Source organism: Anaerosolibacter carboniphilus (assembly GCF_014205875.1).
GTDB lineage: Bacteria > Bacillota > Clostridia > Peptostreptococcales > Thermotaleaceae > Anaerosolibacter > Anaerosolibacter carboniphilus.
The window spans coordinates 2485-28606 of sequence record NZ_JACHEN010000002.1 but is presented as its reverse complement, the minus strand read 5'-3'; the positions used below and the strand labels follow the sequence as shown (position 1 = coordinate 28606).

At 39.7% G+C, this 26122-nt stretch carries 22 protein-coding genes and 3 riboswitches; of the genes, 18 read left to right on the top strand and 4 right to left on the bottom strand.

Annotated features, from left to right (window positions below; translation table 11 throughout):
- Positions 1 to 64 precede the first annotated feature (64 nt).
- Positions 65 to 1753, bottom strand: a complete 1689-nt coding sequence (locus HNQ80_RS02175; protein WP_184307736.1) for a methyl-accepting chemotaxis protein — start codon at positions 1751 to 1753, stop codon at positions 65 to 67.
- 423 nt (positions 1754 to 2176) lie between these two features.
- Here HNQ80_RS02175 and HNQ80_RS02170 point away from each other — a divergent pair, with 423 nt between their 5' ends.
- From HNQ80_RS02170 to HNQ80_RS02150, 5 genes are all read left to right on the top strand, one after another.
- Complete coding sequence (locus HNQ80_RS02170) at positions 2177 to 3058, top strand: SPL family radical SAM protein (protein WP_184307734.1); 882 nt, start codon at positions 2177 to 2179, stop codon at positions 3056 to 3058.
- Positions 3059 to 3157: 99 nt separating this feature from the next.
- Positions 3158 to 3868: a response regulator transcription factor gene (locus HNQ80_RS02165; protein WP_184307732.1), complete on the top strand. Its 711-nt coding sequence runs from the start codon at positions 3158 to 3160 to the stop codon at positions 3866 to 3868.
- 3 nt (positions 3869 to 3871) lie between these two features.
- On the top strand, positions 3872 to 5125 hold the full coding sequence (locus HNQ80_RS02160; RefSeq protein WP_184307730.1) for a HAMP domain-containing sensor histidine kinase: 1254 nt from the start codon (positions 3872 to 3874) through the stop codon (positions 5123 to 5125).
- Positions 5126 to 5226: 101 nt separating this feature from the next.
- Complete coding sequence (locus HNQ80_RS02155; protein WP_184307728.1) at positions 5227 to 5910, top strand: ABC transporter ATP-binding protein; 684 nt, start codon at positions 5227 to 5229, stop codon at positions 5908 to 5910.
- Positions 5907 to 8498, top strand: coding sequence for an ABC transporter permease (locus HNQ80_RS02150; protein ID WP_184307726.1), 2592 nt, complete (start codon positions 5907 to 5909; stop codon positions 8496 to 8498). The genes HNQ80_RS02155 and HNQ80_RS02150 overlap by 4 nt, the downstream gene beginning before the upstream one ends.
- 83 nt (positions 8499 to 8581) lie before the next feature.
- Here HNQ80_RS02150 and HNQ80_RS02145 read toward each other — a convergent pair whose 3' ends face one another.
- Positions 8582 to 9193 carry a superoxide dismutase gene (locus tag HNQ80_RS02145; protein ID WP_184307724.1) on the bottom strand — a complete coding sequence of 204 codons (612 nt, stop codon included), beginning with the start codon at positions 9191 to 9193 and terminating at the stop codon, positions 8582 to 8584.
- Positions 9194 to 9406: 213 nt separating this feature from the next.
- On the opposite strand from HNQ80_RS02145, the gene HNQ80_RS02140 reads away from it, so the two are divergent.
- The 3 genes from HNQ80_RS02140 to HNQ80_RS02130 all read left to right on the top strand — a co-directional run bounded on the left by HNQ80_RS02140 (position 9407) and on the right by HNQ80_RS02130 (position 11958).
- Positions 9407 to 10345 carry a M15 family metallopeptidase gene (locus tag HNQ80_RS02140; protein WP_184307722.1) on the top strand — a complete coding sequence of 313 codons (939 nt, stop codon included), beginning with the start codon at positions 9407 to 9409 and terminating at the stop codon, positions 10343 to 10345.
- A gap of 309 nt (positions 10346 to 10654) precedes the next feature.
- Positions 10655 to 11029 (top strand): VOC family protein, encoded by a 375-nt coding sequence (locus tag HNQ80_RS02135; protein ID WP_184307720.1) that lies wholly within the window; start codon positions 10655 to 10657, stop codon positions 11027 to 11029.
- Positions 11030 to 11058: 29 nt separating this feature from the next.
- Positions 11059 to 11958 carry a hypothetical protein gene (locus HNQ80_RS02130; protein WP_184307718.1) on the top strand — a complete coding sequence of 300 codons (900 nt, stop codon included), beginning with the start codon at positions 11059 to 11061 and terminating at the stop codon, positions 11956 to 11958.
- Positions 11959 to 12063: 105 nt separating this feature from the next.
- Here the strand turns inward: HNQ80_RS02130 and HNQ80_RS02125 are convergent, their stop codons facing one another.
- A complete protein-coding gene (locus tag HNQ80_RS02125) occupies positions 12064 to 12432 on the bottom strand; it encodes a hypothetical protein (RefSeq protein ID WP_184307716.1) in 369 nt (122 codons plus the stop codon).
- A 174-nt stretch (positions 12433 to 12606) separates the two neighbouring features.
- Between HNQ80_RS02125 and HNQ80_RS02120 the strand changes: the two genes are divergently transcribed.
- Positions 12607 to 12912 (top strand): hypothetical protein, encoded by a 306-nt coding sequence (locus tag HNQ80_RS02120; RefSeq protein WP_184307714.1) that lies wholly within the window; start codon positions 12607 to 12609, stop codon positions 12910 to 12912.
- Between the two features lie 51 nt (positions 12913 to 12963).
- Here HNQ80_RS02120 and HNQ80_RS02115 read toward each other — a convergent pair whose 3' ends face one another.
- The gene (locus HNQ80_RS02115) at positions 12964 to 14310 is read right to left on the bottom strand and encodes an S-layer homology domain-containing protein (protein WP_184307712.1); all 1347 of its coding nucleotides are present in this window, start codon (positions 14308 to 14310) and stop codon (positions 12964 to 12966) included.
- Positions 14311 to 14589: 279 nt separating this feature from the next.
- Here HNQ80_RS02115 and HNQ80_RS02110 point away from each other — a divergent pair, with 279 nt between their 5' ends.
- From HNQ80_RS02110 to HNQ80_RS02070, 9 genes are all read left to right on the top strand, one after another.
- Positions 14590 to 14967, top strand: a complete 378-nt coding sequence (locus HNQ80_RS02110; protein WP_184307710.1) for a DUF2500 domain-containing protein — start codon at positions 14590 to 14592, stop codon at positions 14965 to 14967.
- 140 nt (positions 14968 to 15107) lie between these two features.
- On the top strand, positions 15108 to 16715 hold the full coding sequence (locus HNQ80_RS02105; protein ID WP_207726821.1) for an S-layer homology domain-containing protein: 1608 nt from the start codon (positions 15108 to 15110) through the stop codon (positions 16713 to 16715).
- Positions 16716 to 16866: 151 nt separating this feature from the next.
- A complete protein-coding gene (locus HNQ80_RS02100) occupies positions 16867 to 17934 on the top strand; it encodes a toxic anion resistance protein (protein WP_184307705.1) in 1068 nt (355 codons plus the stop codon).
- A gap of 201 nt (positions 17935 to 18135) precedes the next feature.
- A complete protein-coding gene (locus HNQ80_RS02095; RefSeq protein ID WP_184307704.1) occupies positions 18136 to 20145 on the top strand; it encodes a sensor histidine kinase in 2010 nt (669 codons plus the stop codon).
- Between the two features lie 109 nt (positions 20146 to 20254).
- Positions 20255 to 20340: riboswitch (cyclic di-GMP riboswitch) on the top strand.
- A 101-nt stretch (positions 20341 to 20441) separates the two neighbouring features.
- A riboswitch (cyclic di-GMP riboswitch) is annotated at positions 20442 to 20529 on the top strand.
- A gap of 15 nt (positions 20530 to 20544) precedes the next feature.
- Positions 20545 to 21393, top strand: coding sequence for a transglutaminase-like domain-containing protein (locus tag HNQ80_RS02090; protein WP_184307702.1), 849 nt, complete (start codon positions 20545 to 20547; stop codon positions 21391 to 21393).
- A gap of 164 nt (positions 21394 to 21557) precedes the next feature.
- Positions 21558 to 21642, top strand: a riboswitch (cyclic di-GMP riboswitch).
- A 167-nt stretch (positions 21643 to 21809) separates the two neighbouring features.
- Complete coding sequence (locus tag HNQ80_RS02085) at positions 21810 to 22379, top strand: signal peptidase I (protein ID WP_184307700.1); 570 nt, start codon at positions 21810 to 21812, stop codon at positions 22377 to 22379.
- A gap of 208 nt (positions 22380 to 22587) precedes the next feature.
- A complete protein-coding gene (locus tag HNQ80_RS02080) occupies positions 22588 to 23463 on the top strand; it encodes a SipW-dependent-type signal peptide-containing protein (RefSeq protein ID WP_184307698.1) in 876 nt (291 codons plus the stop codon).
- A 118-nt stretch (positions 23464 to 23581) separates the two neighbouring features.
- Positions 23582 to 24781 carry an S-layer homology domain-containing protein gene (locus HNQ80_RS02075; RefSeq protein WP_184307696.1) on the top strand — a complete coding sequence of 400 codons (1200 nt, stop codon included), beginning with the start codon at positions 23582 to 23584 and terminating at the stop codon, positions 24779 to 24781.
- 27 nt (positions 24782 to 24808) lie between these two features.
- Positions 24809 to 26122: hypothetical protein (locus HNQ80_RS02070; protein ID WP_456298206.1), on the top strand; the 1314-nt coding region annotated here is incomplete at its 3' end.

The window sequence follows — 26122 nt, the reverse complement described above, 5'->3', positions numbered from 1 at the left end:
AGGATTTTATAAGATAAGCCTGAGAAATATACATTTGTATATTTCTCAGGCTTATCTGGTTTTATTACACCCTAAATACTTTAACAGAATCAGATAACGATTTAATCATATTGTCTAATTCTTGAATGGAAGCAGCCGCTTCTTCGATAGAGGCTGTCTGTTCTTCTGTAGAACCGCTGACCTGTTGGATAGAAGCCGCAGATTGTTGTGTGATAGCAGAAATATTTTCTATGTTCATGGTTACTTGGTTCATAGAAGCATCTATGTCTTTTACAAATTTACCTAAAGCATCTATTTGATTAATTAAGTGATCAGACGATAGCTTTATTTCATAAAACGCTGTGGATGTGTCTTCTAAAGATAGATTGGCTGCATGGACAATATGATTTGTATTGTCCATGGTGGTTTCAGTGTTTTTGATAACATTTCTAAAATCTTGAATAATAGCTTGGATTTCTCTAGTGGCTGCTGCTGACTGTTCGGCTAGTTTTCTAACTTCATCAGCTACTACAGCAAAGCCTCTTCCGGATTCACCTGCACGGGCGGCTTCAATGGCAGCATTTAGGGCTAGAAGATTTGTCTGTTCAGCGAGGCCATTGATCGTGGTAACAATTTGATCGATGGAATGGGATTTCGCTGCTAGTTCCTGTAAATTAGTGGATACTTCCAAGGACACCTCTGTATTTCTCTTAAACTTGTCCTTCAGATCGAGAATTGTTTTAATTCCAAACTCATTTTTTTCCTTCATACTGCCAGCATTTTCAATAGTCAGTTGTGTTTCTTTAGAAACTTCTTCTATTTTTTCAGCCAAAACGCTTGTTACGTACAAGCTCTCATTGGCTTCCTGGGCTTGGTTTGTTGCACCGATGGCAATCTCTTGAATTGCATGGGCAATCTCAGTGCTGGATAAACTGATTTCATCTGCTGAGGTCACAATCATTTCCGAGGCAGTTTGAGACTTATAAGTGGCTGTTTGAATGTTTTGAATGAGGAATTTCATATTATTTGCCATATCATAAAAGGCTGTAATGAGCAGCCCAACTTCATCTTTTCGGGATAAAAACTTTTTATTTATGTTGACAGATAGATCTCCATTTGCAATTGATTTTGCGTATACTACAGTGGCCTTAATGGGTTTAACGGTTTCGTTTGTGATGTAGATGGTGACAATTAAACCTGCAACAACTGCTAGAAAACTTAAAATAAAGTTGGATGTCCTATTTGCTTTGGTTTTTGCTTCAATGCCTATGATAGATGCTTTGCTTTGAGCATTATAATATTTTTTTAGTTCTTCTAAATTGCTCTTAACTTCTTTTAGTGACGGGACCGTCGTATCCATATATACTTTCAAGGTGCTTTCTGGATACCCCGCCTGGATATAACTATGAATATCCTTGGCAGAATTATGTAATCTCATATGAGGTTGTTCAAGTTTTTTTAGGATGGCGATGATATTCTCATCTTTCATGTTCTTCACTTCTTCACTTTCCATCCATTTGCCCAGTGGACACTTTTTATAATTCAGTTCACCTGTAAATGCTTCGTGGGTATGGAGGGTTAAATTTAAGTCATTTGCCCAGGAATAGTGATTTAGGATGATTCCATCGACAAACATGCCTTTTTCAGTATCTTGCCGGGTGGCATCTACGTGGGCAATTAAACCATTAAGCGCTTGATTGTTTGCATATGCCAGGATTACTGAAATAATGATTAGCAATACGCATCCCAATGAAATTTTTTTACTTAATGACATGTGTATCCCCCTTTAAATAGTTATATAATGAACTTAGCTTCTTGAAACTACGGATTAATGTATAACTAAGTACTCTAGGTACATGTACAGTATACGAGAAAGCCTGTGACGATGTAAGAGCGATTTGTAGAATTTCAGTTAAAAGATTGTTAATTGATCTGATCTCAAGATGCGAAAACAGTATAAAGAATGGAGAAAGACCATGAATTTTATTATGGATATCGAAGATAAGGATGAAGTTCATGAGGAAATATAAAGGAATGGAATCGGCTATGGAGAAGAATATTGTAAATAGACGTTGAAAAGGAGTGAAAGTTCAAATGAAAGTAAGGACCAATTTTATCGATATGAAGGAGCTTTTTTGTATAGGATTAAAAGACAATATGTATACGATAGCGACTGTACTGAGTAAGGTGAAGTAATATGCTAGAAACCATTCAAGCAAAGACAATGCTTTCTACAGTAAAAAAGGACCCTATGTTTGGATTGCGATACAATATGAATTTATATCGTGGCTGCCAGCATGGATGCATCTACTGTGATTCCCGGAGTACCTGTTATGGGATCAAGAACTTCTCACAGATACAAATCAAGGAGAATGCTATTGAACTGCTAGAGAAGGAAATTCCCTCCAAGCGAACAAAGGGAACTATTGGAACCGGTGCCATGAATGATCCTTATATGCCCATAGAAAAAGAAGTACAGATGACCAGAAAGGCATTGGAGGTAATCGCTAAGCACCGCTTTCCTGTTCATATTATGACAAAGGGTGATTTGGTTACCCGAGATATAGATATTTTGGAAGACATCAGCAAAACCTATGCTGCGGTGTCTATGACCATCACAACGGCAGATGATCAGTTGGCTTCATGGATTGAGCCCCATGCGCCCAGTTCAAGCAAAAGATTCGAAGCGATGGAAAGGCTATCCAGAAACGGAATCTATACGGGGGTATTACTCATGCCTGTACTCCCTTTCATCACCGATCAAGAGGAAAATATCCGGGAGATCGTTCGAAGAAGTAAGATCGCAGGAACCCAGTATATCATCGCCTGGTTTGGGATGACCCTCCGAGAAGGTCAGAGGGAGTATTTTTATAGGGGGCTTGATCGACAGGATCTAAAATTAAAGGAAAAGTATAAGCGAACCTATGGTTATGCCTACGGCTGCGCTGTGCCAGAATATAAAAAACTCTATAGTATTTTCAAGGAGACCTGTGACAAACTAAGATTGCCAAGGAAGATGAGGTTTTATCAGGAAGAGGCATCAAAACAGATGTCCTTTTTCGATGGAGATTTCCTTTAAATGAAGTGATAGCCGCTCTTGGCAATGGGAGTGGCTATATTATTCTAAACGGGATATCGTGAGGTTGTACTGAGAGAAAATAAAAGAGGTGAGCTGGAAATGTCAAGAATTTTGGTGGTAGAGGATGACCAGGCGCTGGCCATGGGCATTGAGTTTGCCCTGAAAAAAGAAGAATTTGAAGTGCAGGTGGCAGATAATATACAAGCTGCAAAGAAAGCTTTTCAAGAGGAGAGATATCAACTGGTACTACTGGACGTGATGCTTCCCGATGGCAGCGGTTACGATTTGTGCAGAGAAATACGGGAAACCTCAAAAATACCGGTCATCTTTCTGACAGCCTGCGATGAAGAGGTCAATGTGGTACTGGGGTTGGACATTGGTGGGGATGACTATATTACGAAGCCCTTTCGTGTGAAAGAGTTGATCTCCAGGATACGAGCCGTACTGAGACGCCAAGGTGGCAATCAGGAAAATACAAGGACAGCTGCAGTATGCATAAAATCCGGAGATATTGCCCTCTACCCCTTAGAAACAAAGGTTACAAGAGATAATAAAGAAATTCTATTGACTCCAGCAGAATACAAGCTGCTGAGTGCTCTTATCCAAAATCCCATGCAGACTTTGGGAAGAGAGATAATTCTAGAGAAGCTATGGGATATGGATGGGGAATTTGTAGATGATAATACGGTGTCTGTTTATATACGGAGGTTACGAGAAAAACTGGAGGACAATCCGTCGAAGCCAGAATATATTGTGACCGTGCGTGGCATCGGTTACAAGTGGAATAAGAAACATCAGGAAAAGAGGTAAGAGATGGAAGGGAATATGCTGAGAAATCCTGAAATCAAAGGTCTGTTGTTAGGTTTACTGGTGGTGCTGATGGTTATGTTTGCTCTAGGAGGGATTCTATTCTTTTCTCTATGGGATAGCTTCAACAGAGAATTGGTGGAGAAGAATATTTCTATTATGGGGAACATCCTATCACGACATCCGGAACTCAGAGATGAAATCATAGAGGATTTTGTAAAAGAGAGTACCGAAGATGAACGGCTGACCGGGATAGAAGCTGCTGAGAAATATGGTTATACAGTGGAAATGCCTATCTCTATTATCCCAGTTATCCGCCGCTACTATTCGCGTTTCCTGGGCATGGGGATAGGCGGAATCATGATGGGTATTCTCTTATCTCTGGGAACATTTTTGTTTTTTATTCGGATTATGTATAGAAGGATTGCCTTGTTATCAGAGGGTGCTGAGAAAATCGTAGAAGGCGATTTTACCATAAGGCTGCCAGAATCCGATGAAGGTGCATTTTCAAAATTGGCCCATCAATTCAACCAAATGTCCAAGGTGCTGGAAGGGAATCTGGAACGATTAAAGGCAGACAGGGTTTTTCTGAAAAACATTACCTCCGATATCTCCCACCAGTTGAAAACACCGCTGGCGTCTCTAAAGATGTTTAATGAGCTAATGCTGGATGAAGGAATGGATCAGGATACCCAAAGACAATTTCTCATAAAGAGTGAGCAACAGCTGGAACGGATGGAATGGCTGATCAAAAGTCTTTTGAAAATGGCGAGAATTGAAGCTGAGGCCATTGAATTCAAAAAGGAAGATGCTTCTATTCTGGAGACCGTGAAGGAAGGGGTGGAGTCCTTAAGACCAAGGGCAGAAGTGAAAGGGCAGCAACTGGAAATCAGAAGTGTCAGCCATGATATCCACTTTATTCATGACCACAATTGGATCGCGGAAGCCATCAGCAACATGGTGAAGAATGCCATTGATCATACAGGATATGGAGGAAAAATTGAAATCGAGATTTCAGAGACACCTGTTATGGTGAGAATAACCATTACCGATAATGGGGAGGGTATTAGAGAAGAAGACCTGCCCCATATTTTTGAGCGGTTTTATAAAGGGAAAGACAATGTCCATGGCAGTGGGACAGGTATCGGACTAGCATTGTCAAAAGTGATCATTGAAAATCACCATGGCAGGATGGCAGTCAAAAGCAAGGTGGGTGAGGGTACCACATTTATAATTACTTTTTTAAAAGGAATTATCTAATTCTATCCTATCTTACAAAACTGTAAGGTATCCATTCATCGGATTGTAAGGTAGAAGCCGTATAGTATACTTACAAGATTATGAAGATAGGAGAATAGAAAATGGATATATTAAAAACAATCGAATTGAGCAAAACCTATGGAAAGGGAGAGACTCAGGTTGAAGCATTGAAGAATGTGGATATTGCCATTGGTGAAGGAGAATTTGTGGCAGTGGTAGGGCCTTCAGGGTCAGGCAAAAGCACTTTGCTGCATCTGCTGGGTGGATTGGACCGCCCCACATCAGGAAAGGTTATTGTAGATGGGGTAGATATTTATAGCCTATCGGAAAAGGAATTGTCCATTTTTAGGAGAAGGAAGATTGGATTCATCTTTCAGTTCTATAATCTGATTCCTGTCCTGTCGGCAGAAGAAAATATCACGCTGCCATTGTTATTGGACCGAAAGGATGTAGATCAGAAATACCTTGGAGAATTGATGGAGATTTTGGGTTTAAAGGATCGAAAGTATCACTATCCCAATCAGCTTTCTGGTGGGCAACAACAGCGGGTATCTATCGGGCGGGCTTTGGCCTATAAACCAGCCATCATTTTTGCCGATGAACCTACAGGAAATCTGGATAGCAAAAACAGTAAGGAAGTACTGGAATTGTTACGTTTTTCGGTTCAAAAATATAATCAAACCTTGGTCATGATTACCCATGACCTAGAAATTGCATCCCAAGCGGATCGCGTTATTACCATAGAGGATGGTATGATCGCTCGAAATCGGGAGGTAAGACGATGAAAAGTTATAGGCAACTTACCTTTCGATACTTGAAAAATCAAAAGAAAAGAACTCTGCTGACGATCCTGGGAGTAATCCTTTCCATCGCCTTGATTACTGCCATCGGAACCATGATGGAGAGCTTAAATCATAAGAATCTGGAAGATGTAAAAAAAAGCAATGGTTATTATCATACCCAACTGGTAGATATGACAAAAGAACAGTTGGAGATATTGAAAAAGCATATCAGAGTGGAACAGGTAGGCTACAAGATAGAGGGGGGCATGGCCCCGGTCCTAAGAAACACGTATATAAAGATCGAAGGTTATGATACCAATCTACGGGAGATGATGTATATAAGTCTTCTGGAAGGCAAAATGCCTGAAGGGGATAATGAAATCGCCTTAGAAAAATGGATGCTGCAAGAGATGCCCGGCAAGCCCAAGATTGGTGAAACTATTGTTTTAGATGTAGAAGAGATATCGGAACAGCAAGTACTGGAGCAGATTTTTGGAGATAAGGAGAATCAAGAGGATTCAGTTGTGAAGCGTGTGCCCCACCAATTTGTATTGACAGGCATACTGGAGAACGATGCGGATTCCCAAATGAAAGGGATTAGTAGGGGCGTTGTGACACCAAGTACAGTAGAAAAGCTAAAAGAAAACAAAGGGATCAGATATAATGGATTCATTCTCATCAAAGAGGGTTTGCCAATCCAGAAAAGTATCCATGAGATTGCGCAGAATATCAATTTGGATAAAACCCAGGTGAAGGATAATGCTCGATTGCTTTTCCTCATAGGGCAAAGTCAAGATCAAAAAAGCAACGATGCAGTTAATAACATTATTGTTTTCTTGGTGAGCTTGATCGTGATTGCCACAGCAGCAGTGATTTACAATGCCTTTCATATATCGGTATTAGAGAGAATCCGACAATTTGGCATCCTTCGATCCGTGGGGACCACACCAAAGCAGATACGAGAAATCGTGTTGGGAGAAGCTTTGGTGATCGCTCTAATAGCCTTACCGTTGGGGTTAGCCAGTGGGATTTTAGCGGTAAAAATTGTGTTGGCGCTGCTCAATCTAAGCAAGTATTCTATCCTGGCGACAGTAGAAGTCATCATCAGCCCTAGGGTGTTGCTCGGCAGTGCTGTCACGGGTGTGATTGCTGTGATCTTATCGGCTTTGAGCCCAGCCTATTTGGCAGGAAAGGTATCACCTATTCAAGCCATTACCAATCGCCAGAAGGAGAAAAAGGCCATTAAAAAAGCCAGAAGCTATCTGATGATTAGAAGATTCTTAGGCATTGGTGGAGAGATGGCTTATAAAAACCTAAGGAGGAGTCGAAAGAGATTCGCCATTACCGTTTTTTCTATGTGTATTGGGATCGTAATTTTTATCGTCTTTAATGCCTTTGTCCATTATATGTTCCAAGGAATGCATGGCAAGGATGCCTTCTTAAAGGACTATAAAATTGTACAAATGGGCTCCAATGATACAAGGGGATTCACCGAGAAGGATTATGAAGATCTGAAAGAAATATCTGGAGTAAAAACTGTATACAAGGATCATTTTAAATCGGTGATGGTAACCTTCCCCCAAAACAAGATGAGAGAAGAGTATAAGAAGGAATTGATCTCCAGACAGGGAGAATTACAAAACCTAAAGGGAAGCGAGTGTTTTAAACCTCTAACTAGTTCGCTATTTTGGGGATATGATGACATAGGTCTTGCAGAGGCAAAGAAAGTGCTGTTAAGTGGGACTGCAGATCGAGAAGAAATCAATCATGAAAAGGGTGTTTTGATTGTCCAAAATCAAGAGATCCGAAGAAATGAAGACAATAATAAGGCTATTATTCAATCTGCCAATCTGAAGGTAGGCGATTATATCTATATAGATGTAAAAGAAGAACTATATAAAGAAGATGCAGGGGTGGAAGGGCTTCAAAAGGTTAAGATCGTAGGCATATTGGATAAAGTACCCCTATCCTATCCATATCCAAGTGACAGTATTGCAGTGATTTCTACGGAAGAAGTATTTCAAAGCTTGACAGGCATGAGTCAATATGCAGGTTTTGATGTGGAGGTAGATAAGGATGCGGATAAGGAAGCTCTGAAACCCAAACTAAAGGAGATGGCAGAGCGAGTGAGAGGCGGTACGTTGATTGACTATGGAGAAAAAGCTGGTGTTCAGGAGCAGGCAAGAATTACAGTCTCTGTACTTTTGTATGGATTTGTAGCGGTCATTGCTCTGATTGGAGCATTGAATATTATCAATACCATTAGTACAAATCTAATTTTGAGGACCCGTGAATTTGGAACGCTGCGAGCTGTGGGCATGACCATGGATCAGATGCAGAGAATGGTAATCACGGAGGGGGTACTGTATGGCATTATTGGTGCCTTCTGGGGCAGTATCATAGGGACAGGATTATCCTATTTGCTATACCAGTTTGCCATTGAAATTGAAGGTATGATCTGGGTATTTCCAACGAATGCTATTCTCATTGCAGGAATAGGTACCATCGTCATTACATTATTGGCCACCTTAGTTCCGCTGAAGCGAGTAGCGAGGATGAATATTATTGAATCCATTGGAAGAGAAGAATAAAAAACTATAGATAAATAGTAGCAAGAAAAAGGCCCGAAGATAGCTGTAACTATTTTCGGGCCTTATATTTATTATGGGGAGATTTATCTAAATGAATTGTATCTCTCTTCAATATAATCCCAGTCCACTACATTCCACCAAGCATTGATGTAATCGGGTCTTTTGTTTTGATATTTGAGGTAATAGGCATGCTCCCAAACGTCGAGACCCAATAGTACTTTGTTGCCCTCCATGATAGGGCTATCTTGATTGGCTGTGGAAACTACCTCGAGTTCATGATCTTTATTGAGGATAAGCCAAGCCCAGCCACTGCCAAATCTTGTTGCAGCAGCCTTGTTGAAAAGTTCTTTGAATTTTTCAAAGCTGCCGAAGGTCTTCTGGATATCTGCGCCAAGCTGACCATTAGGTTCTCCACCGCCTTGAGGGCTCATAATATTCCAAAAGAGTGAATGGTTGTAATAGCCGCCGCCATTATTTCGAACAGCCCAGTAAATACTTTCTGGCACTTGGTCTAGGGATTGGAGTAAGGTTTCGATATCCATATTGGACAGCGCTTCATGATCTTCCAAAGCAGCATTTAAATTATTGGTATATGCTGCATGGTGTCGTGTATGGTGAATCTCCATAGTAGCGGCATCGATATGAGGCTCCAAAGCATCATAATGGTATTTTAGTTGGGGTAATTCATATTTCATAGTTATTTCCTCCTTATGGATGGTTTTGTATCAAACCGATCTTATTTATCTAAGACATACTTACCCAGATAAAGATAATAATAATCATTATCAATAAACTTTTTTAGAATTTATTTATAAAGTTATCTCAAAATTATCGTGGAGGAAAAGAAGTAAGAAAGGAAAAAAAGAGAATACTATAGGAGACGAAGTTATAGAAGGGATGAAGACTATATGAAGAAGAAAACCATTGGGATCATTCTCCTGGCTTTGTTGTTTGCAGGTGGGTGTGTAGAAAAACAATCTCTGGAGAGTAGGGCAACAGATGCGCCGAAGGCAACAGCTTATGATGTAATGATGAAAAGAGATTTACTTTGTTTGATGATGGCATATCCTCAAGATATTACAGGCGTGGAAATGGGGGAAGATCGCTTTGTATATATGGTGATGAAATCAGGAAAGCGGATTTTATACGATGATAAAAAGCCAAAGAGCTTCGAAGGAAAGTTAAACAACGCAGATCTACAGGATGGGATGGAGCAGATGTATCCCCTAACGGATATTCAAAACTTGATGGAAGAGAATTATGATCCGGGACGGGTTAGGGTATATGGTTTTCTAAAGGAAGTGTATGGTGGTACCAAGGAACAGATAGAAAAGAATCTAAAAGGTGTCCCTATGGGAGGGAAGACTTGTTCCTTCAATAAAAACAATGGTGCAGCAGATTCCCTGGCAGCAGCTATGAAAGAAGTCGCTGCTTTGGCTCAAAGGAAACCTGCTATCTATCCCTTTGTTTTTCCGGTGAATGGAACATACAATTACCGTGTCATTGCGGGAACCAATCAACTGAGTCCCCATGCCTTTGGCACAGCCATTGACCTGAAACGGGATAATCGGGATTATTGGAAGTGGGTTTCTAGGGAAGAGGGACAAAAGCGTCTGGCCATGTATCCTAGAGAGGTTGTTCAGATATTTGAAAATCATGGTTTTGTATGGGGGGGCAAATGGGGACATTTTGATATTCTTCACTATGAGTATCGCCCAGAGTTGATTTTAAAGGCCAAATATTTCTCAAATGCACCTAATCTAGAGCTGCCTTGGTATGATGGAATAGATAATATGGAGGATAGGATAAGAGGATATATAGAGAATATTGATGGTGTTGTGAAATAGCAGAAATCTATAATGTGATATGGAATTTATTGTATCATAATAGTGAATGCGACATAGATGTTTCCGTAGAGGTGCCCATCGGGCGTCAATGATGGGTTATTGCCAACCAAAACAGACGTGCAATGCACGCCCCTACGATTTGTAGTCTTTATCTATTACGCCATCATTCATTCATGAACATCAGAGGATGTAAAATAAACGAATAAAGATTTATGAGAGGATAAGGATGGAATAGACTTCCATTCTAGAAGAAAAAACAGTATGATAAACCTATGGAATAAAGTCTTTTAAGAAGAAAGGGGAATAAAAATGTTTTTAAGTTTAGCCCATGGATCCATCCGCGTAAAGGATATTATTGAATCCAAAAAGTTTTATGGAGAAGTACTAGGTTTACAGCATGCACGGGATGATGAAAATGAACGTTTTAAATTTGCATTTTATAAAATAGGAGATACAGAGATTGAATTGTTAGAATCCAAGATGGAAGACTACGAGGAGCGGACTGCAGGACCAGTAGACCATATTGCATTTTTTGTAGATGATATCGAAAAAGAGATTTGCAGGTTAAAAGGGTTGAATGTTATTTTTACAATGGATACTGTCAAGGAGGTCATGGCGTATAAGGTAATGTTCATTCAAGGACCTAATGGAGAGCGGATTGAATTGATGGAAAGAGTGAAGTAAGTATATTCTACTAAAGGGGGGGCAGGGCAATGAGTTCATTAACCTTTACTTTTGCCAGCATGAAAGAGGGACAGGAAATTCTTGTTCAAAGAGATGATTATTTAAGGGTAATGAGGCCCTTCGAGCGATCGTTGAAAATGCAGGCGAATACATATGTGCCGGAATCGGCGTTTGGTGCTTTCTTGAAAGCCTCTGTAATGCCTTGGACGCAAGAGGAAATGGAGAAGTTGAAGAAGGGCTCCTCGGATCTGATAAAACGGCTAGACCAGTTGGAAATAGATTTTCATGAGAATATTTTATTGGTGAAAACCGATGGTAGAGAAGAATGGAACAGTGCCTATACAAGAGCCAACGGCATTATTTTGCCAGAAAAGAAGCTTAAAAACTACGGCGGAGAGAAACTGGTAAGGCTCTTAGCCCATGAGTTGTTTCATATCATATCAAGGAAGCGACCTGCTCTTCGAGAACAATTGTATAAGATGTTAGGCTTTACAATTATTTCTGAGATTTCTTTTCCTAAATTACTGGAATCAAGGATACTTACCAATCCAGATGCGCCTCTGTATGACAATTATATTGAGGTATTCGTGGAAGGTGCGAAGGCTCAGGTGGTTCCCATTGTTTTGCTGAAAGAAAGCTACGAAAATATTAATGCGAAAGAGGATATATTCCATAGTATTGCCATGAAGCTGGCTGTGTTGGAAGAACAGCAGGGAGAATGGAAAGTACAGTGTAGGGAGGAGAACCCACTGATTTTAAATTTGGAAGATGTGTCAGGGCTTCTGGAGCAGGTAGGAGAAGATATGGAGCGCTTCAATCAAGTAGAGGAAATTCTCGCCGAAAACTTTGCGCTGCTAGTGGGTGGATTAAAGAATGTTACTACATCTCAAATTTTTGAAAAGATGAGAAGTTTTTTAACAATACAATAAATTCAGTAGGCATCAGTTAAAAAGGACTATCCCCCATATATGTATGAATCACAATAAATTAGTGAAAGTAGATATTCAAGAGAATCGGAAAGTATAAGGGCGATTTTAAAAGTTTGCGAAATACATGATGATGCTGAAAATTCCTAGGCCCATCATCAAAAGCAAGGATATATTGTACTTGTCAGTTTTTCTGCGATGTCTCCTTGAATTAATGAGTAATCCAATGACACAAAGTACGCAAAGGGCGATCATGAGATAAAAAGCATATTGAAGCAGGCCAATGTCCCAGGTCTGGCGGACTTTAACCTTAAACAATCTATCAAAAAAAGTTTCCATAGGAGGTTTGGCTCGGTCTGTAATGGCAATGATAAAAAACATAATTCCCCAGGCCAAGAGACCCAGCCAGTTCACCAGCCTTACCCATAAGTCAGGACCTTTTCTACGATCGTAATATACATCTCTCTTATATGCCATAAATTTCACCCCTATCAACGGATTTATTATATATATATTCGCAATGTTTTGCTTTAAACCTTCATTGGTAATATTAAAATCGTGGAACTATTATGTGGCGATGTCGTCTTATATATAGAGAATACAAAAAAAGAACATGGGGCTTACGGCTTTTGTAAAGGAGGATGCATAAGGATGCTTAGACTTATTGGAATCTTAATGATCATTTTAATGATTTTTTCCGGTATCACCTATTTTCTACATCGATTCTTTAAGAATAAATATATCAAATATATTCCGGCTATGTTCGCTTTCCTATGGGGGATCTATAATTTCTACGGAGTGGGACGAATGCCGGCTGAGGGCTTTCAAGATTTAGCAAGAGCCATCATTGGAGTTATGATGATGGTAGGATTCTTATCAGCCACTGCTACAGGTTTAGTGATTGATTTTCTAATCCCTATAAGAAATAGGAAAAGGATGGGACGAAATAAACAATAACATTATAAAAAACTGGCTTCCACATGATCAACATATGGAAGCCAGTTTAAATTATTGGGCAATGATATTTTCAGGTGTAATGACAGGGAATTCCACAGCTTTATCAAAATCATAATATCGGAATGTACCTTGAGCAGTGGTAATACTATGAATATCTCCTTGCTTCATGGTAATATTTTCAATTATCTTCATATTTTTAAATAGCTTGGTTTCAGGATCAATATAGTATTTATAGGTTACAGTGATATCCATGCTATCCAACAAGGTTTGCAGCACCTGACTCATTTCTTCTTTGCTAGGCTGAGCCGTAGAATCGCTAGTTTCTTGAGGCATTAGTTCAAAGGTCGTCTGCATAACCCCTGTAAGCATCTTTTTGAAGGCATCCTTATCAACGGTGATGTCAATGACATAATGGTTTTTTCCATTTACGACAGCATCAGGATCATAGCTTGCGTACATACCCAAGAGCTCCATTTGCTGCTGAGAAAAGCCCACTTTGTTCATATTCATGTTGCCTGTAAGACTTTGAATTTGTTGTAATAAAGGTTGAATATCTATTTTTGTCCACTTATCACTGTCTGGCATGCGTATAAACATGTTTTGACCATCTGTGTAGACCTCAGAACTCTGTTCAGTAACAGCAGTATCCAATAGAACTACGGTAGATTTTGCGTAGGACTTTTGAGGTTTTTCAAAAGCACCTTCGATTTTTATAGACATTTTCATAGTTTGCGGGTCCTGACCTGGAGCCGTTGTCTTTACTTCCATATCCATGACGCCACCATACTTATAGGTAGACAAACTATTGATTTTGTTACTGGAAGCGTCTAACAATTGAAATGCATTGAATCCATCCCGTGTATAGGTTGAGGTGTATAAAGATTTTAAGTTCTCCAACATTTTTTCTGCTTCATCTTGAGATAGTGGCTCTTTTGGATAAAAGGCATCAGCTGTCTTTTGAATGAGCCCTTGGGATACGGCATAGGCAACGTATGGGCGAGCCCAAGAAGAAATTGCACTGCTATCGGTAAAAATCAGCGTATTTTGGATGGTTTCAGATGTTAGTGCATTTACTTTTCCTTGTCCTCCCAATGCACGAACCATCACAATAACGGCCTGTTCCTTCGTGATAGGAGTTTCTGGCTCAAAGCGGCCATTGATTCCAGACATGATACCATTTTTATAGGCGGTTTCTGTATAGGCAATATCCGTAGGGTTTGTTATATCTGAAAAAGAAGAAGTTGGATTTTGAAGAAGCTCCACATGGGTAATCTGAAGAATCTCCTTGAGAAAGTTTAAACGGCCCATTGCTTGGTTATCCCCTTGAGCCATGACAGACAATGGCAGCGCCAAGATGAGTAAAGCTGCCAACAGTAAAGCTGTAAGTTTTTTGTACATAATTTCCCCTCCAATGAGTAACTGTGATTTATTTAATCACTTTCCATTATATCCCTCTTCCTATAAATTGAGAACTAAAAAATGGCACAATGGGAAAAAGGACCTATGGTGAAAAGAATCCTTGTTTCACCAATGAATGAGAGTGGGGAAGAATATCAATACGTCTCTTATGTGATTACCTTAAAAGGAAATATTAATATTAAGAAAGTATGACAAATTGAAAGGAATAAAGGGGATTTAAGATAAGATTTCGAATATATTGGTGTAAGGAGGGATAAAATGTTTAATCCAGATCCATTTGATATGTTTTCCTTTATGTCGATTATAGGGCCAATATTTTTTCTATTTGTATTTGGAATGATTCTGTTCGCTATAGTCCGGGGAATAAAGGAGTGGAGTCACAACAACAAGCAGCCTGTGTTGACAGTAGAGGCAAAAGTCGTTACGAAAAGAGCCCATACATCAAGGCATACCCATAATCATAATAATCATATGTCTTCTTCCAGCAGCACAAGCTATTATGTCACCTTTGAAGTGGAGAGTGGTGATCGTATGGAGTTCCACGTATCTGCCACAGAATATGGAATGCTGGCCGAGGGAGATTATGGAAGATTGACCTTCCAAGGTACCCGATATCATGGCTTTGAAAGAAGATAGAGACTGAGATCATTAGACTTATTATTACAATTTTTAAGTCTTTTGATCTTTTGATTTTTTGACCCTTTGAGTGGTTTACATAATTTACAGATTGCTTTTACATCCCCCCATGTATTAAGGTATATACAGGAGGAATGTCCATGAAACAAAAGAAAACCTTTAAAAAGATTGTCGCCCTGGGCAGTGCATGCACCATCGCATTTTCATTAATGGTGGGGATGCCTGTGGAGGCAAAGTCAAACAAGATGAACATGGCCTACCTTTATGGTGGGAATATTAACACGTACACATCGCTTGTGGAGAAAACGAAAAATACGCTGCAAGAAGTTTCACCCAGTTATTTCGATATCACTGAAGAGGGAAACTTGAAGCTTACAGGGGCGGTGGATTCTTCATTTATCAAGGAAATGCATAAAAAAGGAGTCAAAGTAGTTCCTTTTTTGAGTAATCATTGGGATAGAGAAGTAGGAAGGCTAGCGCTGGAGAATCAAGAAAAGCTGATAGAAGACCTTGTAGAGGCTATTCAGAAGTATGATCTGGATGGTATCAATGTGGATATTGAGAATGTCACAGAAGAAGATCGGGATGACTATACAAGTCTGGTAAAAAATTTGAGAAGGAAACTCCCTGCCCATAAGTCCATCTCTGTTGCAGTGGCAGCAAACCCAAATCGGTTGAAAAAAGGTTGGCATGGATCCTACGATTATGCTGCCCTTGCCCAGTACAGTGACTATTTGATGGTGATGTCCTACGACGAAAGCTATACAGGGGGACCTGTGAATCCTGTGGCTAGTATAGGATTTGTGGAGAAATCCATACAATATGCGTTGGAGTATGTACCTAAGGAAAAAATCGTTCTTGGTATTCCATTTTATGGAAGGTATTGGAAGGATGGAGAGTCCTTTGGGGGATACGGAATCAGTTTGAATACCGTAGATAATTTACTCAGTAAATACAACAGTCAAGTGACTTTTGATCAGAAAGCCCAATCCCCCATGGCGAGGGTCACTATAGGGCCGAATGATCCAAAGGCATATGCCTTTGGAAAAGAAATGTCGCCGGGTACTTACACGGTGTGGTATGAGAATGAAGCATCCATAAAGGCAAAGCTTCGATTGGTACAAAAATATGGACTGAAAGGTACAGGAAGCTGGAGCCTGGGTAATGAGTCAGGTACCACCTGGGATTATTACGGTTTATGGCTCAATGGTAAGTATTTTTCAGATATCCAAGGGCACTGGGCCCAAGAAGATATTTTATCCGTAGAAAATAAAGGTTGGATGACGGGAATGTCCAGTACAGTCTTTTCACCCAACACATCCCTAACGAGGGCACAGGCAGCGTCAACCTTGGTAAGGGTTATGGGACTACAGCCTGTGGAAGGTGCCAGCAGTTTTCAGGATGTGTCTGATCGCCATTGGGCAAAGAAGGATATTGAGACTGCCAAGCAATATGGTTTGATCCAAGGGGTAGGCAACGGAAAGTTTGCGCCTGATGAGCCCGTTACCAGGGAACAGATGGCAGCTATGTTGGACAAAGTTATTGTGGAAACAGAATCATCAAAGGAATCTGAAAAAAAGTTTCCTGATGTTATCGATAGCAGCTGGTCGTATTCTTCAATTATGAAAATGACAAAGAATAATGTATTTAGCGGTTACCCTGATGGGAACTTTCGTCCCAAGGAGGCCATCACCAGAGGCCAGATGGCATCGTTGATGAACCGTATCGCCAAATACGTAGAAAAATAGGAATAGGATATAAGCCAGAGGAAAGAAGAATTTCCGAAGGCTTATTATTTTTTGGGAACTGTGATAGAATAAAATATAGAAAATTTTAACTATAATGTAACAAATTGATATGTGAAGATTGACTGTATGATATAGAAAGGGGCCATAGGAGATGGAAAATCAGTTGGTTCATGTGGGAGAAATTCAAAATTATACATCGGAGCAGCAGGCGAAAATTAAAGAAATTACTGAGACGATCAATGTCCAGGACAATCATTTTATTTTACAGTATGGCGTAGAGGCTCAGAAGAATATCTCCAGCTTTGCTGACAATATGCTTTCTGAAGTTCGAGCCAAGGATGCGGGCTATGTGGGCGAGATCATGAAGAACCTTATGTTCAAGATCAGAGAGTTGAATGTGGACGGTCTCACTCCAAAAAGAAAGGGTTTTCTATCAAGAATTCCCCTTTTAGGGTCGGCTGTAGATGAGGTGGAGAAGTTCATCGCCAAATATCAGAAGCTCAGTGGAGATATAGAAAGCATCGTCAATGAGCTGGAGTATGCCAAGGACCAACTGATGAGAGACATCATCATGTTTGACTATTTGTATCAGAAAAATGGAGAATATTTTCAACAGCTAGATATATATATCGCAGCGGGAAAGCTAAAGCTCCGAGAAATATATGAGGAAGTACTGCCAAAGCTGAAGGAAAAAGGGGAGCAATCCAATGATGCCTTTGATATACAGCAGTACAATGACATGGCACAGCTGACCAATCGTTTTGAGAAGAAGATCCACGACCTACAGCTTAGCCGTACCATTGCGATCCAGACAGCACCCCAGATTCGACTGATTCAGAACAACAATCAGGTCATGGTAGAAAAAATTCAAAGTTCGGTGTTAAATACCATTCCCCTATGGAAAAACCAAATGATTATAGCCCTGGGGCTGCTCCGACAAAGCAAAGTATTGCAGCTTCAGCGGGAGGTAACAGAGACTACCAATGATATGTTGATAAAGAACTCTGAAATGTTAAAGGATAGCACCATTGGGGTTGCCAGGGAATCCGAACGAGGTATTGTAGAAATCGAAACATTGAAGAAGGTCCATGAGGATCTATTACATACTATTGAGGAGGTCATTCACGTCCAAGAGGAAGGTCGAAGCAAGCGCCAGGCAGCAGAAGTTGAATTGCAAAATATTGAAAGAGCGTTGAAGAATAAGCTGATGTCCATGTAGAATCATCTTGTAGGCGTTGGTTTTTGGAAAAAATATTTTCTAATTTATGTAGGCGGGACTTTAGTCTCGCCTATACTTATTGATTTAAGAAAAAACAGAAAGATAGGACTTAAGACCCAAAGGCACTAGGAGGAAAGTCCTGGAAAATATCGAATATTAGGATAATGAAATAGCACAAAAATGGGGTGGTGGCTAAACTACATGCTCAAATTGAAGAAGACATCAAGGCATCGGCTTATAGCAAAAAAGAATAAAAGAGAGAATGGTAATTATGGTTTTATTTGGAAGATGTTAAGATGTGCCAGTGGACCTATGCTTACTATAGCTGCAATGATGCTGACCCAGTTCATCTATTTTAAAGTCCATGTAAGGATTGATATTACAGGGGTGCTGACATTATTGATCATATATGCTTTTTATACAGGGGGTTTATTGATAGGAGGTTTAAATGCAGGGTTAAGCCTAGTCTATTCCTTCTTATTGGACTTTGGAGCAGCAGAGGCTTTAGGGAAAGATTCCCAGGTATCTCCAATAATTAATCAGTTTATCCTACATGGAGTAGCTTGTTCCGTAGGGATATTTCACCATTTCTTTGGAACAAAATACAAAGCATTAAAGGCAATGCAAGCCGACCTAGACCGTGCAGAGCAGCATGCGTTGATGATGGCAACACAAAGTAAATTAGATGGAAAAATAGTAAAAGTACAGCCTGCCTTTTGTAATCTCGTAGGGTATACAGAAAAGGAACTGTACACGATGAATTTTAAAGATATTACCCATCCTGATGATCTGCATAAAGAAGCTATATTGTTTAAACAAGCTCTGGAAGGGCAGATGAAATCTTTTGAGTTAGAGAAAAGATACATTTGCAAGCATGGAGAGATCAAATGGGTATATCTAAATGCATCGCTGATTACAGGTGAAAATGGAGACCCGAAAGGATATCTGGGCTATGTAAAGGATATTACAGATCTAAGAGAGGCAGAACAAGCTTTGAGGGAAAGTGAAGAACGATATAAACTAGTGATAGATCTTTCCCCCATTGCAATTTTCATTCATGATAAAAATAGATTGGACTTTGTAAATCAACAAGCTGTAAGATTGCTGGGGGCTAAGTCCGTCGATGAGGTATTGGTAGGAAATATTTTTGCGCCTATTGAAGAAGGAGATCAAGAAATAATCAAGGAAAGCACTGTACTTTTGAATCATCGAGATGGATTTTTACCTTTGAGGGAAAGAAAACTCCGACGGGTAGATGGCAGCATGGTGGATGTAGAGGTGGCCATAACCACTGTGCCCTACAGGGATAAGCATATGTTCCTCACCTTTGTGAGGGATATCAGCGAAAGAAAGCAAGCAGAAGCATTGCAGAAAAATGTAGAGGAGAATACAAAGTTGCTTAGTGAGGCGATTGAATATGATATTGTGAAGACGGAGTTTTTTGCCAACATATCCCATGAGCTGCGTACCCCATTGAATGTAATATTAGGCACGCAACAACTGCTACAGGTAATGGGAGAGCAATGTATAGATGAAGATAAGAGAGAAAAATATCACAGATACTTACATGTTATGAAGCAAAATGGGAACAGATTGTTGCGATTGGTGAACAACCTTATCGATATTACAAAAATTGACTCGGGCTATTTTAAAATCCATCTGGAAAACCATAATATTGTAAATCTCATAGAAAATATCGCTTTGTCAGTAGCTGAATATATTGAAAATAAAGGGATTACTCTGACCTTCGATACCGATGTGGAGGAAAAAAGAATGGCTTGCGATCCTGACAGTATGGAAAGAATTATCCTGAATATTTTGTCCAACGCTGTTAAATTTACAAAACCCCAGGGAGAAATCAAGGTGAATATTCATGATCAAGGAGACTGGGTACAGATTAGCATAGCAGATTCAGGCATCGGAATTCCTCTGGATAAGCAGAAAATAATCTTCGAGAGATTTCGCCAGGTAGATAAATCCCTTACGCGTAAGCATGAGGGCAGTGGTATAGGGCTTTCCTTAGTAAAATCCCTGGTGGAGATGCAGGGAGGACGGATTATGCTGGAAAGTGAAGAAGGAAAGGGGAGTCGATTTATCATGGAGTTTCCGATAAACATTCTAGGAGAAGAGGAGGGACCGCTAAGAGAGGGAAGCATGCGCCAGAGTACCATCGAAAGAATTAGTGTGGAGTTTTCCGATATCTACTCTTGATCATAGATAATGCATGTAGGAAAAGGTATACTATAAAAAAGAAATGGAAATACTATAAATTTATGGAAAATTCTATAAGTTTGTGGTACAATATGGTTACAACCGTACATACCGATAATAGCAAACCCATCGAAAGATGGAGACGCAAAGCTGCGGGCCTAAGGTCTTATAGACAATGGCAGCCGGGTTGCCGAAGGTGTAGAAATAGAGTCATAGCTTGTACATCAACTATTTATCCCTATTTGGCAATCGCTAAATAGGGATTATTTATTTTATACGGATAGATAAGCAGTGCCTTTCGATAATGGCAAACCCGATGAAAATCGGGGACGCAAAGTCAGCGGGTCTAAGGTGAGAAATCATGATGACAGCCGGACTACCGAAAAAGGGGGATCAACCATGAAGAGTAAATTGTTTTTTAATGTATTGCTATTGTGGACAACCTTTACATTCATAATGATGATGGGACAAGCGGTCTATGCAGAAGAGACAAATTACATTACCAAAAACGGAGTCTCGGTGGTAAAATTGGACTCCCGTCAGGTAGAAGGCAGTGTAAGCCTGGAGGGAAAAACTCAAAAAGAAAAGATTAAGCTCCTTGTGAAAAAGGATAGCACAAGCACTTGGTTGGATGTAAACGTAAAGAATGGAAAATTTCAAGAAAATATCTGGCTTACCCAAGGGACGGGAGATTATTCCATCTCTATCATGATCCATGAGGAGGATCGAAAATATAGCTATGGCCCCACACTGAATATTGAAAACAAGACGGCAATCAATAAATATCTCTCTCCTACGAAGCATGTGGAGAGCGATGATGAAGAAATTATCAAGTTAGCGAAGGAAATTACAAATGTCAATGATACGGAATTAGATAAAGCAAAAGCCATTTATCGATGGGTGGTAGAGAATATAACTTACGATTATGAAAAGTACAACAAGCATCAAAATAATGATTATGACAACAATTATGGTGCTGTCTATACATATACCACAAAAAAAGGCGTTTGCTATGATTATGCCACATTGACAGCAGCTTTAAGCAGGGCAGTAGGGATCCAGACAAAAGTAGTGAAGGGAGAAGGAAAACTTGGCAGCTTCAAGGGACTTCACGCATGGAACGAGATATTTATACCAGAGAAAGGTCAATGGATTCCTGTGGATACTACCTTTGGCAATACAACGGGAAAAGATTTTTTCGACAATGTCGATTTTTATACAAGCCATACAAAAACCGAAGAATATTAAGCTGGTGGGCAATTTGCCCGCTTTTTATTTGTTAAATAATAATTTATTTAACAATTATGGCGATTGTTGAAGAAATAACAAAGTTTTTGACAGAAAATAATTGTAAACGACAGCGAAAATTTACTTTTTTTTCCTGGAAGCCTGTTTATAATAAATCTGTAAGAAATTGTAAGGGAAACTGGGAAGTACATTCCGCAAAATGGGCACTTGGAATGTATGGAGTGAGTAGTGCAACCGATCCTTATGCTTGAAATTTTCAAGTAAAGAGGCTCGGTTTTTTATTTTGTTTTTAGAATAAGAAAAAGTAAAGGGTCATAGAATTATACATGGAATATGGTGGCTCATCATGTATATTTAGGAAAAGCAAAGTAAATAATTTAGATAGGTTAAAGACTTTGGTATAGGGGGATGAACAGATGATAAGAAGTGTATTAAGATGGGGAGGAAATATATTAACGGTATTACTGGTAATATTTATTACTTTTTCCATATTTGCCATGTTTCATGCAAAAAAGAATCCCAACAATGTACCTTCAATCATGGGATATAAACCGCTGACCGTATTAACGGGAAGTATGCAGCCTATACTTGATCCTGGAGACATGATTGTCATAAGGGAAAAAGACCCTAATGATGTAAAAGCTGGAGACATCATCACATATCGTATAGATCAAGATACGTTGGTTACCCATAGGGTAGTGGCAGTTATTGATGAGGCAGGAGGGCTAAGCTTTCGAACGAAAGGAGATGCCAACAATACCGAAGATCAGGATCTTGTACCTAAGGAACGTTTGGTGGGGGCACTGGCTTTTAACATTCCAAAAGGTGGTGCAATCGCAGACTTTGCTAAGACAGGGAAAGGATTTATTCTCTTTGTGCTGGTACCCATTTTCCTATTAATTGCCTTAGAGCTAAAAACCATATGGACAGAACTGAGTAAAGGTAAAAAAGACAGCTCTCAGCCTAAAGATCCGATGGGAGTCTAGCTTGGATACATAGACGAACTAATGATTGTAAGCTTGCAAAGCTATAGCAGATCAAAGAAAAAACATGGAGGTGAGGGCCAAAAAAGAGAAAAGAAAAATAGGTTATCTCTGCCAAGATAACCTATAGAAAAAGAGTTCTTTTAATATCTATTAATGAAATCTTAACACAAAAAGAAAGAGAAGAAAAGATTTGAGGAGGAGTTTGTTAATGAGTAAACGGGTTTTATTGAGTTTTTTATTGATTGGTTTATTGGCATTTGCAGCAGGTATGGGAACTTTGGCTTACTACACACAAACATTCACGAGTGCAGAGAATGAGATTAGAGCGGCTAAGTGGGAAGTAAGTGATGATGGAGATTTGCATGAGCAGATAATTTTTGATATAAATCCTATAGCACCTGGCGATAGCCATGATTTTAGTTTTGATATTGCTAAGAACAATACAGAAGTAGATGTGGAGTATTATGTAACGATTGCAGGTGAAGGCGATTTATTCCCAACAGAGGGAGGACCTATTGATTTCTTTGTAACTTATAATGGAACTGAGGAAGAAGTTGCATTAGGAGCAGAAACACAGTTTGATACCTCTGGTAGAAATCAAGGGACTGATAGCTTTACGATAGAGTATAGTTGGCCTTGGGAGAATAGCGGGGTAGTAGATAATGATTTCCAAAACAAGGAAGGAAAAGTGACAGTAAATGTAGAAGCCCGTCAAGTTCAAGGAACTACCTATACAACTCCAGTAGAAGATCCTGAAGACCCTGAAGACCCTGAAGACCCAGAAGATCCAAAACCTGTTGATGTGAACTATAGTGTGAAAATACCAGGACAATCTACAAAAATAGGCAAAATCGAGAGCGTCCTTGATGATGAAGGAAATTTAAAACCATTTACTCATATAATTAGTGGCTTTGGAAAAGTTACTTGGAATGGTACTGATCTTGTAGTTACCCAGTCAAGCTACAATGGCTCATACAAGCAAGTATCAAGCGAGCCGTTTGAATTCGAAAAACAATTTGGTAGCATATTTAAGTATAAGGTCACAATAACGCTTACACCGATTCAACCAGAAATTCCACAATAGAAATCCAATAACAACCATAGGGGCAGGCGGGAGCCTGCCCCTATTCCACCTAAATGGACTTAAAAATTTAAGTTTATTAAATCATTAATTCTATTTAGGTGGTAAAGGAGGTGAAAAAATGTATAGACGGTTTAGGTATTATGGGCTTTTGCTTTTAACCGCAGTCATTTGTCTTTCCATGGGTATGATGGTTGCTAGCCAGATATTTGCCGATGATAATGTACCTACTATTGTTGTTCAAGAAGGCGGTGCGACGACGGTAGCGCCGATCTTTCAGAGTGACGGGTCCAATGGTGTAGGACCGTGGTATCCGGGGGGACCGTCCAAAAACAGTGTTTTGAGAATTTCAAATCAGTATGGGAGAAAAGTAACCCTGAATAAACTGGGGATGGATATTGCACTGGAGAAGGGGAATGAGACGATAGGAATTAATTCTCAAAACGCGCTAGATTATATGAAGTATATGAAAATAAAAGTAGATTATAAAAGTCCTTTTGCCAAAATTATGGAAGGTTCCATATATGATGGAGATTTCCGCGGTTTTAAGGAGGGTGCGCCTTGTACTATTGATATGGCAAATGGGAAAGATTTAGATTTAGTTTATGAAGTATGGATGGATGAAGAAGCCCAAATTAATATCGCGGGCATTAACGGGAAAATTGATTTTACAGTAGGGGTAGAAAGTTTGGACCCCGATGATGATGATGACGGAGATGACAGAGATAGGGATCGAGAAGATAAGGAACCGCTGGTAGAAGAGCCTGAGGTAATTATTCCAGATATCGGAGCCCACTGGGCCCATGATTGCATTGTGACATTGGTAGAGCATGGGATTGTTACGGGTTATCCCGATGGTAGCATTCAGCCGGATAACAAAATTACCAGGGCAGAGACAGCGGTGCTCATAGGAAAAGCCCTTCAACTACAGGAGCAAGATAATTTCTTCTCGGGCTACATTGACCCAATACCAAAATGGGCAAGGGGTTATATTATTGCTACCACAGAAAGCGACATATTTAAAGGCTATCCAGGGAGAATATTTAAACCTGGTCAGAACATCTCTAGAGAAGAAATGGCCACTGTGCTCATGCGAGCATTTGAGAAGAAAGGAAATGCAGAAAATATCTTAGCGTTTACCGATAAGGATACAATATCTGATTGGGCATTAGAGTATATACAAAGTGGTGTAAGTAATGAAATCATTGTAGGATATCCTGACAATACCTTCAAGCCACAGGATGACATCACCAGGGCAGAGGCATTTGTTATGATCTGCAAGCTTTTGGGATATCATACCCAGCATACAAGCAATGAATAGAACGTTTTGTGATGAGGAGGTGAAAACGTGAGCAGAGAAAAGAATAGCATTAAATTCCTTGCATTCCGGGTGATGTGCTGCCTGTTATCAGGACTCTTGATGAGTATGGCACTCATGGGGACCATGGATACCTACTCCTGGCTCAGTAACAAATTTACTGCTGAAGGAGAGGTAAGGGCTGTTAATACAGATTCTATTTTGGCTGAAAGAAGTATCAAAGAAGTAGGCGGAAATTCAACGGCTATTTTGTTAAAGAAACAGCCTGGATTGGGATATGACCCTGTAATTTATTTTTCTGTAGAAAATGATGCTGCCAATTATGTGCTGCATATCAATCCTATACGATTGGCATCAAATTGGAAAACAAATTCAGATGGAACTCAAGTAGAGGAACCCATCCTGAACGAAATTTCCATCCAACCCAATTTGAACATGGCACAATTTATGAACTTACTATTTAGCAGAGAAAATACAATCACAGGCAAAATATATATCAAATATCTCAATGGATTTATAGATGAAGGGCAAGATATTATCTTTACCAAGCAATATTTGATGGATCGCTTCATGGAGGAAATACAGAGAACAAACTCCCAAATGGATAGAGGTGCCACCGCACAATCTTCAGATATGCAAGGGATGATGAACGAGGCAGCGCAAGTTCTTCCTGAAGAGTATAACGATGAAATAACGATCCTGATTAAATATTTAGCTAGCCAAAGAGATTGGCAAGCAGCTAGTCAAACACAGGAATTCTTGAAAATTTCTCAAAGTCTGATACAAAAGAAAACTATGGTGGCAGGATCTACTGACATCTTGGAAGAAATGTTATCGGTGGAAGAGGCTAAGGCAGAAATTCAAGGGGAAAGAGTAGAAATGCCTATTGGAGCCCTATCTATCACTGATGAACAAAGAGATATTCTAGATATGATTATCCCTGGAGCTTCTCAATATCTGAAGGAAGTGTATGCTGTAGTAGAAAATTTGGTAGTGCAATTGAATGAAAAACTTCAAGAAGTTGCGCAATTAAAGGCAGATATGAAAGAATTGCAAGGGAAAAATGAAGCCCAAGCAAAAGAGATAGAGCTTTTAAACAATAAAATAAACGACCTAAATAATGAAAATATGAAATTGAAAGAAAAGGTTGCAGATTTAGAAAGTGAAATCGATCATTTGAAGATTCAGGCAAGCAAGAGTTCTGGGGGCTCTGGTGGTTCTGGAGTAGAGACGCCTGGAACAGAGAACCCTGGAACAGAGAACCCTGGAACAGAGAACCCTGGAACAGAGAACCCTGGAACAGAGAACCCTGGAACAGAGAACCCTGGAACAGAGAACCCTGGA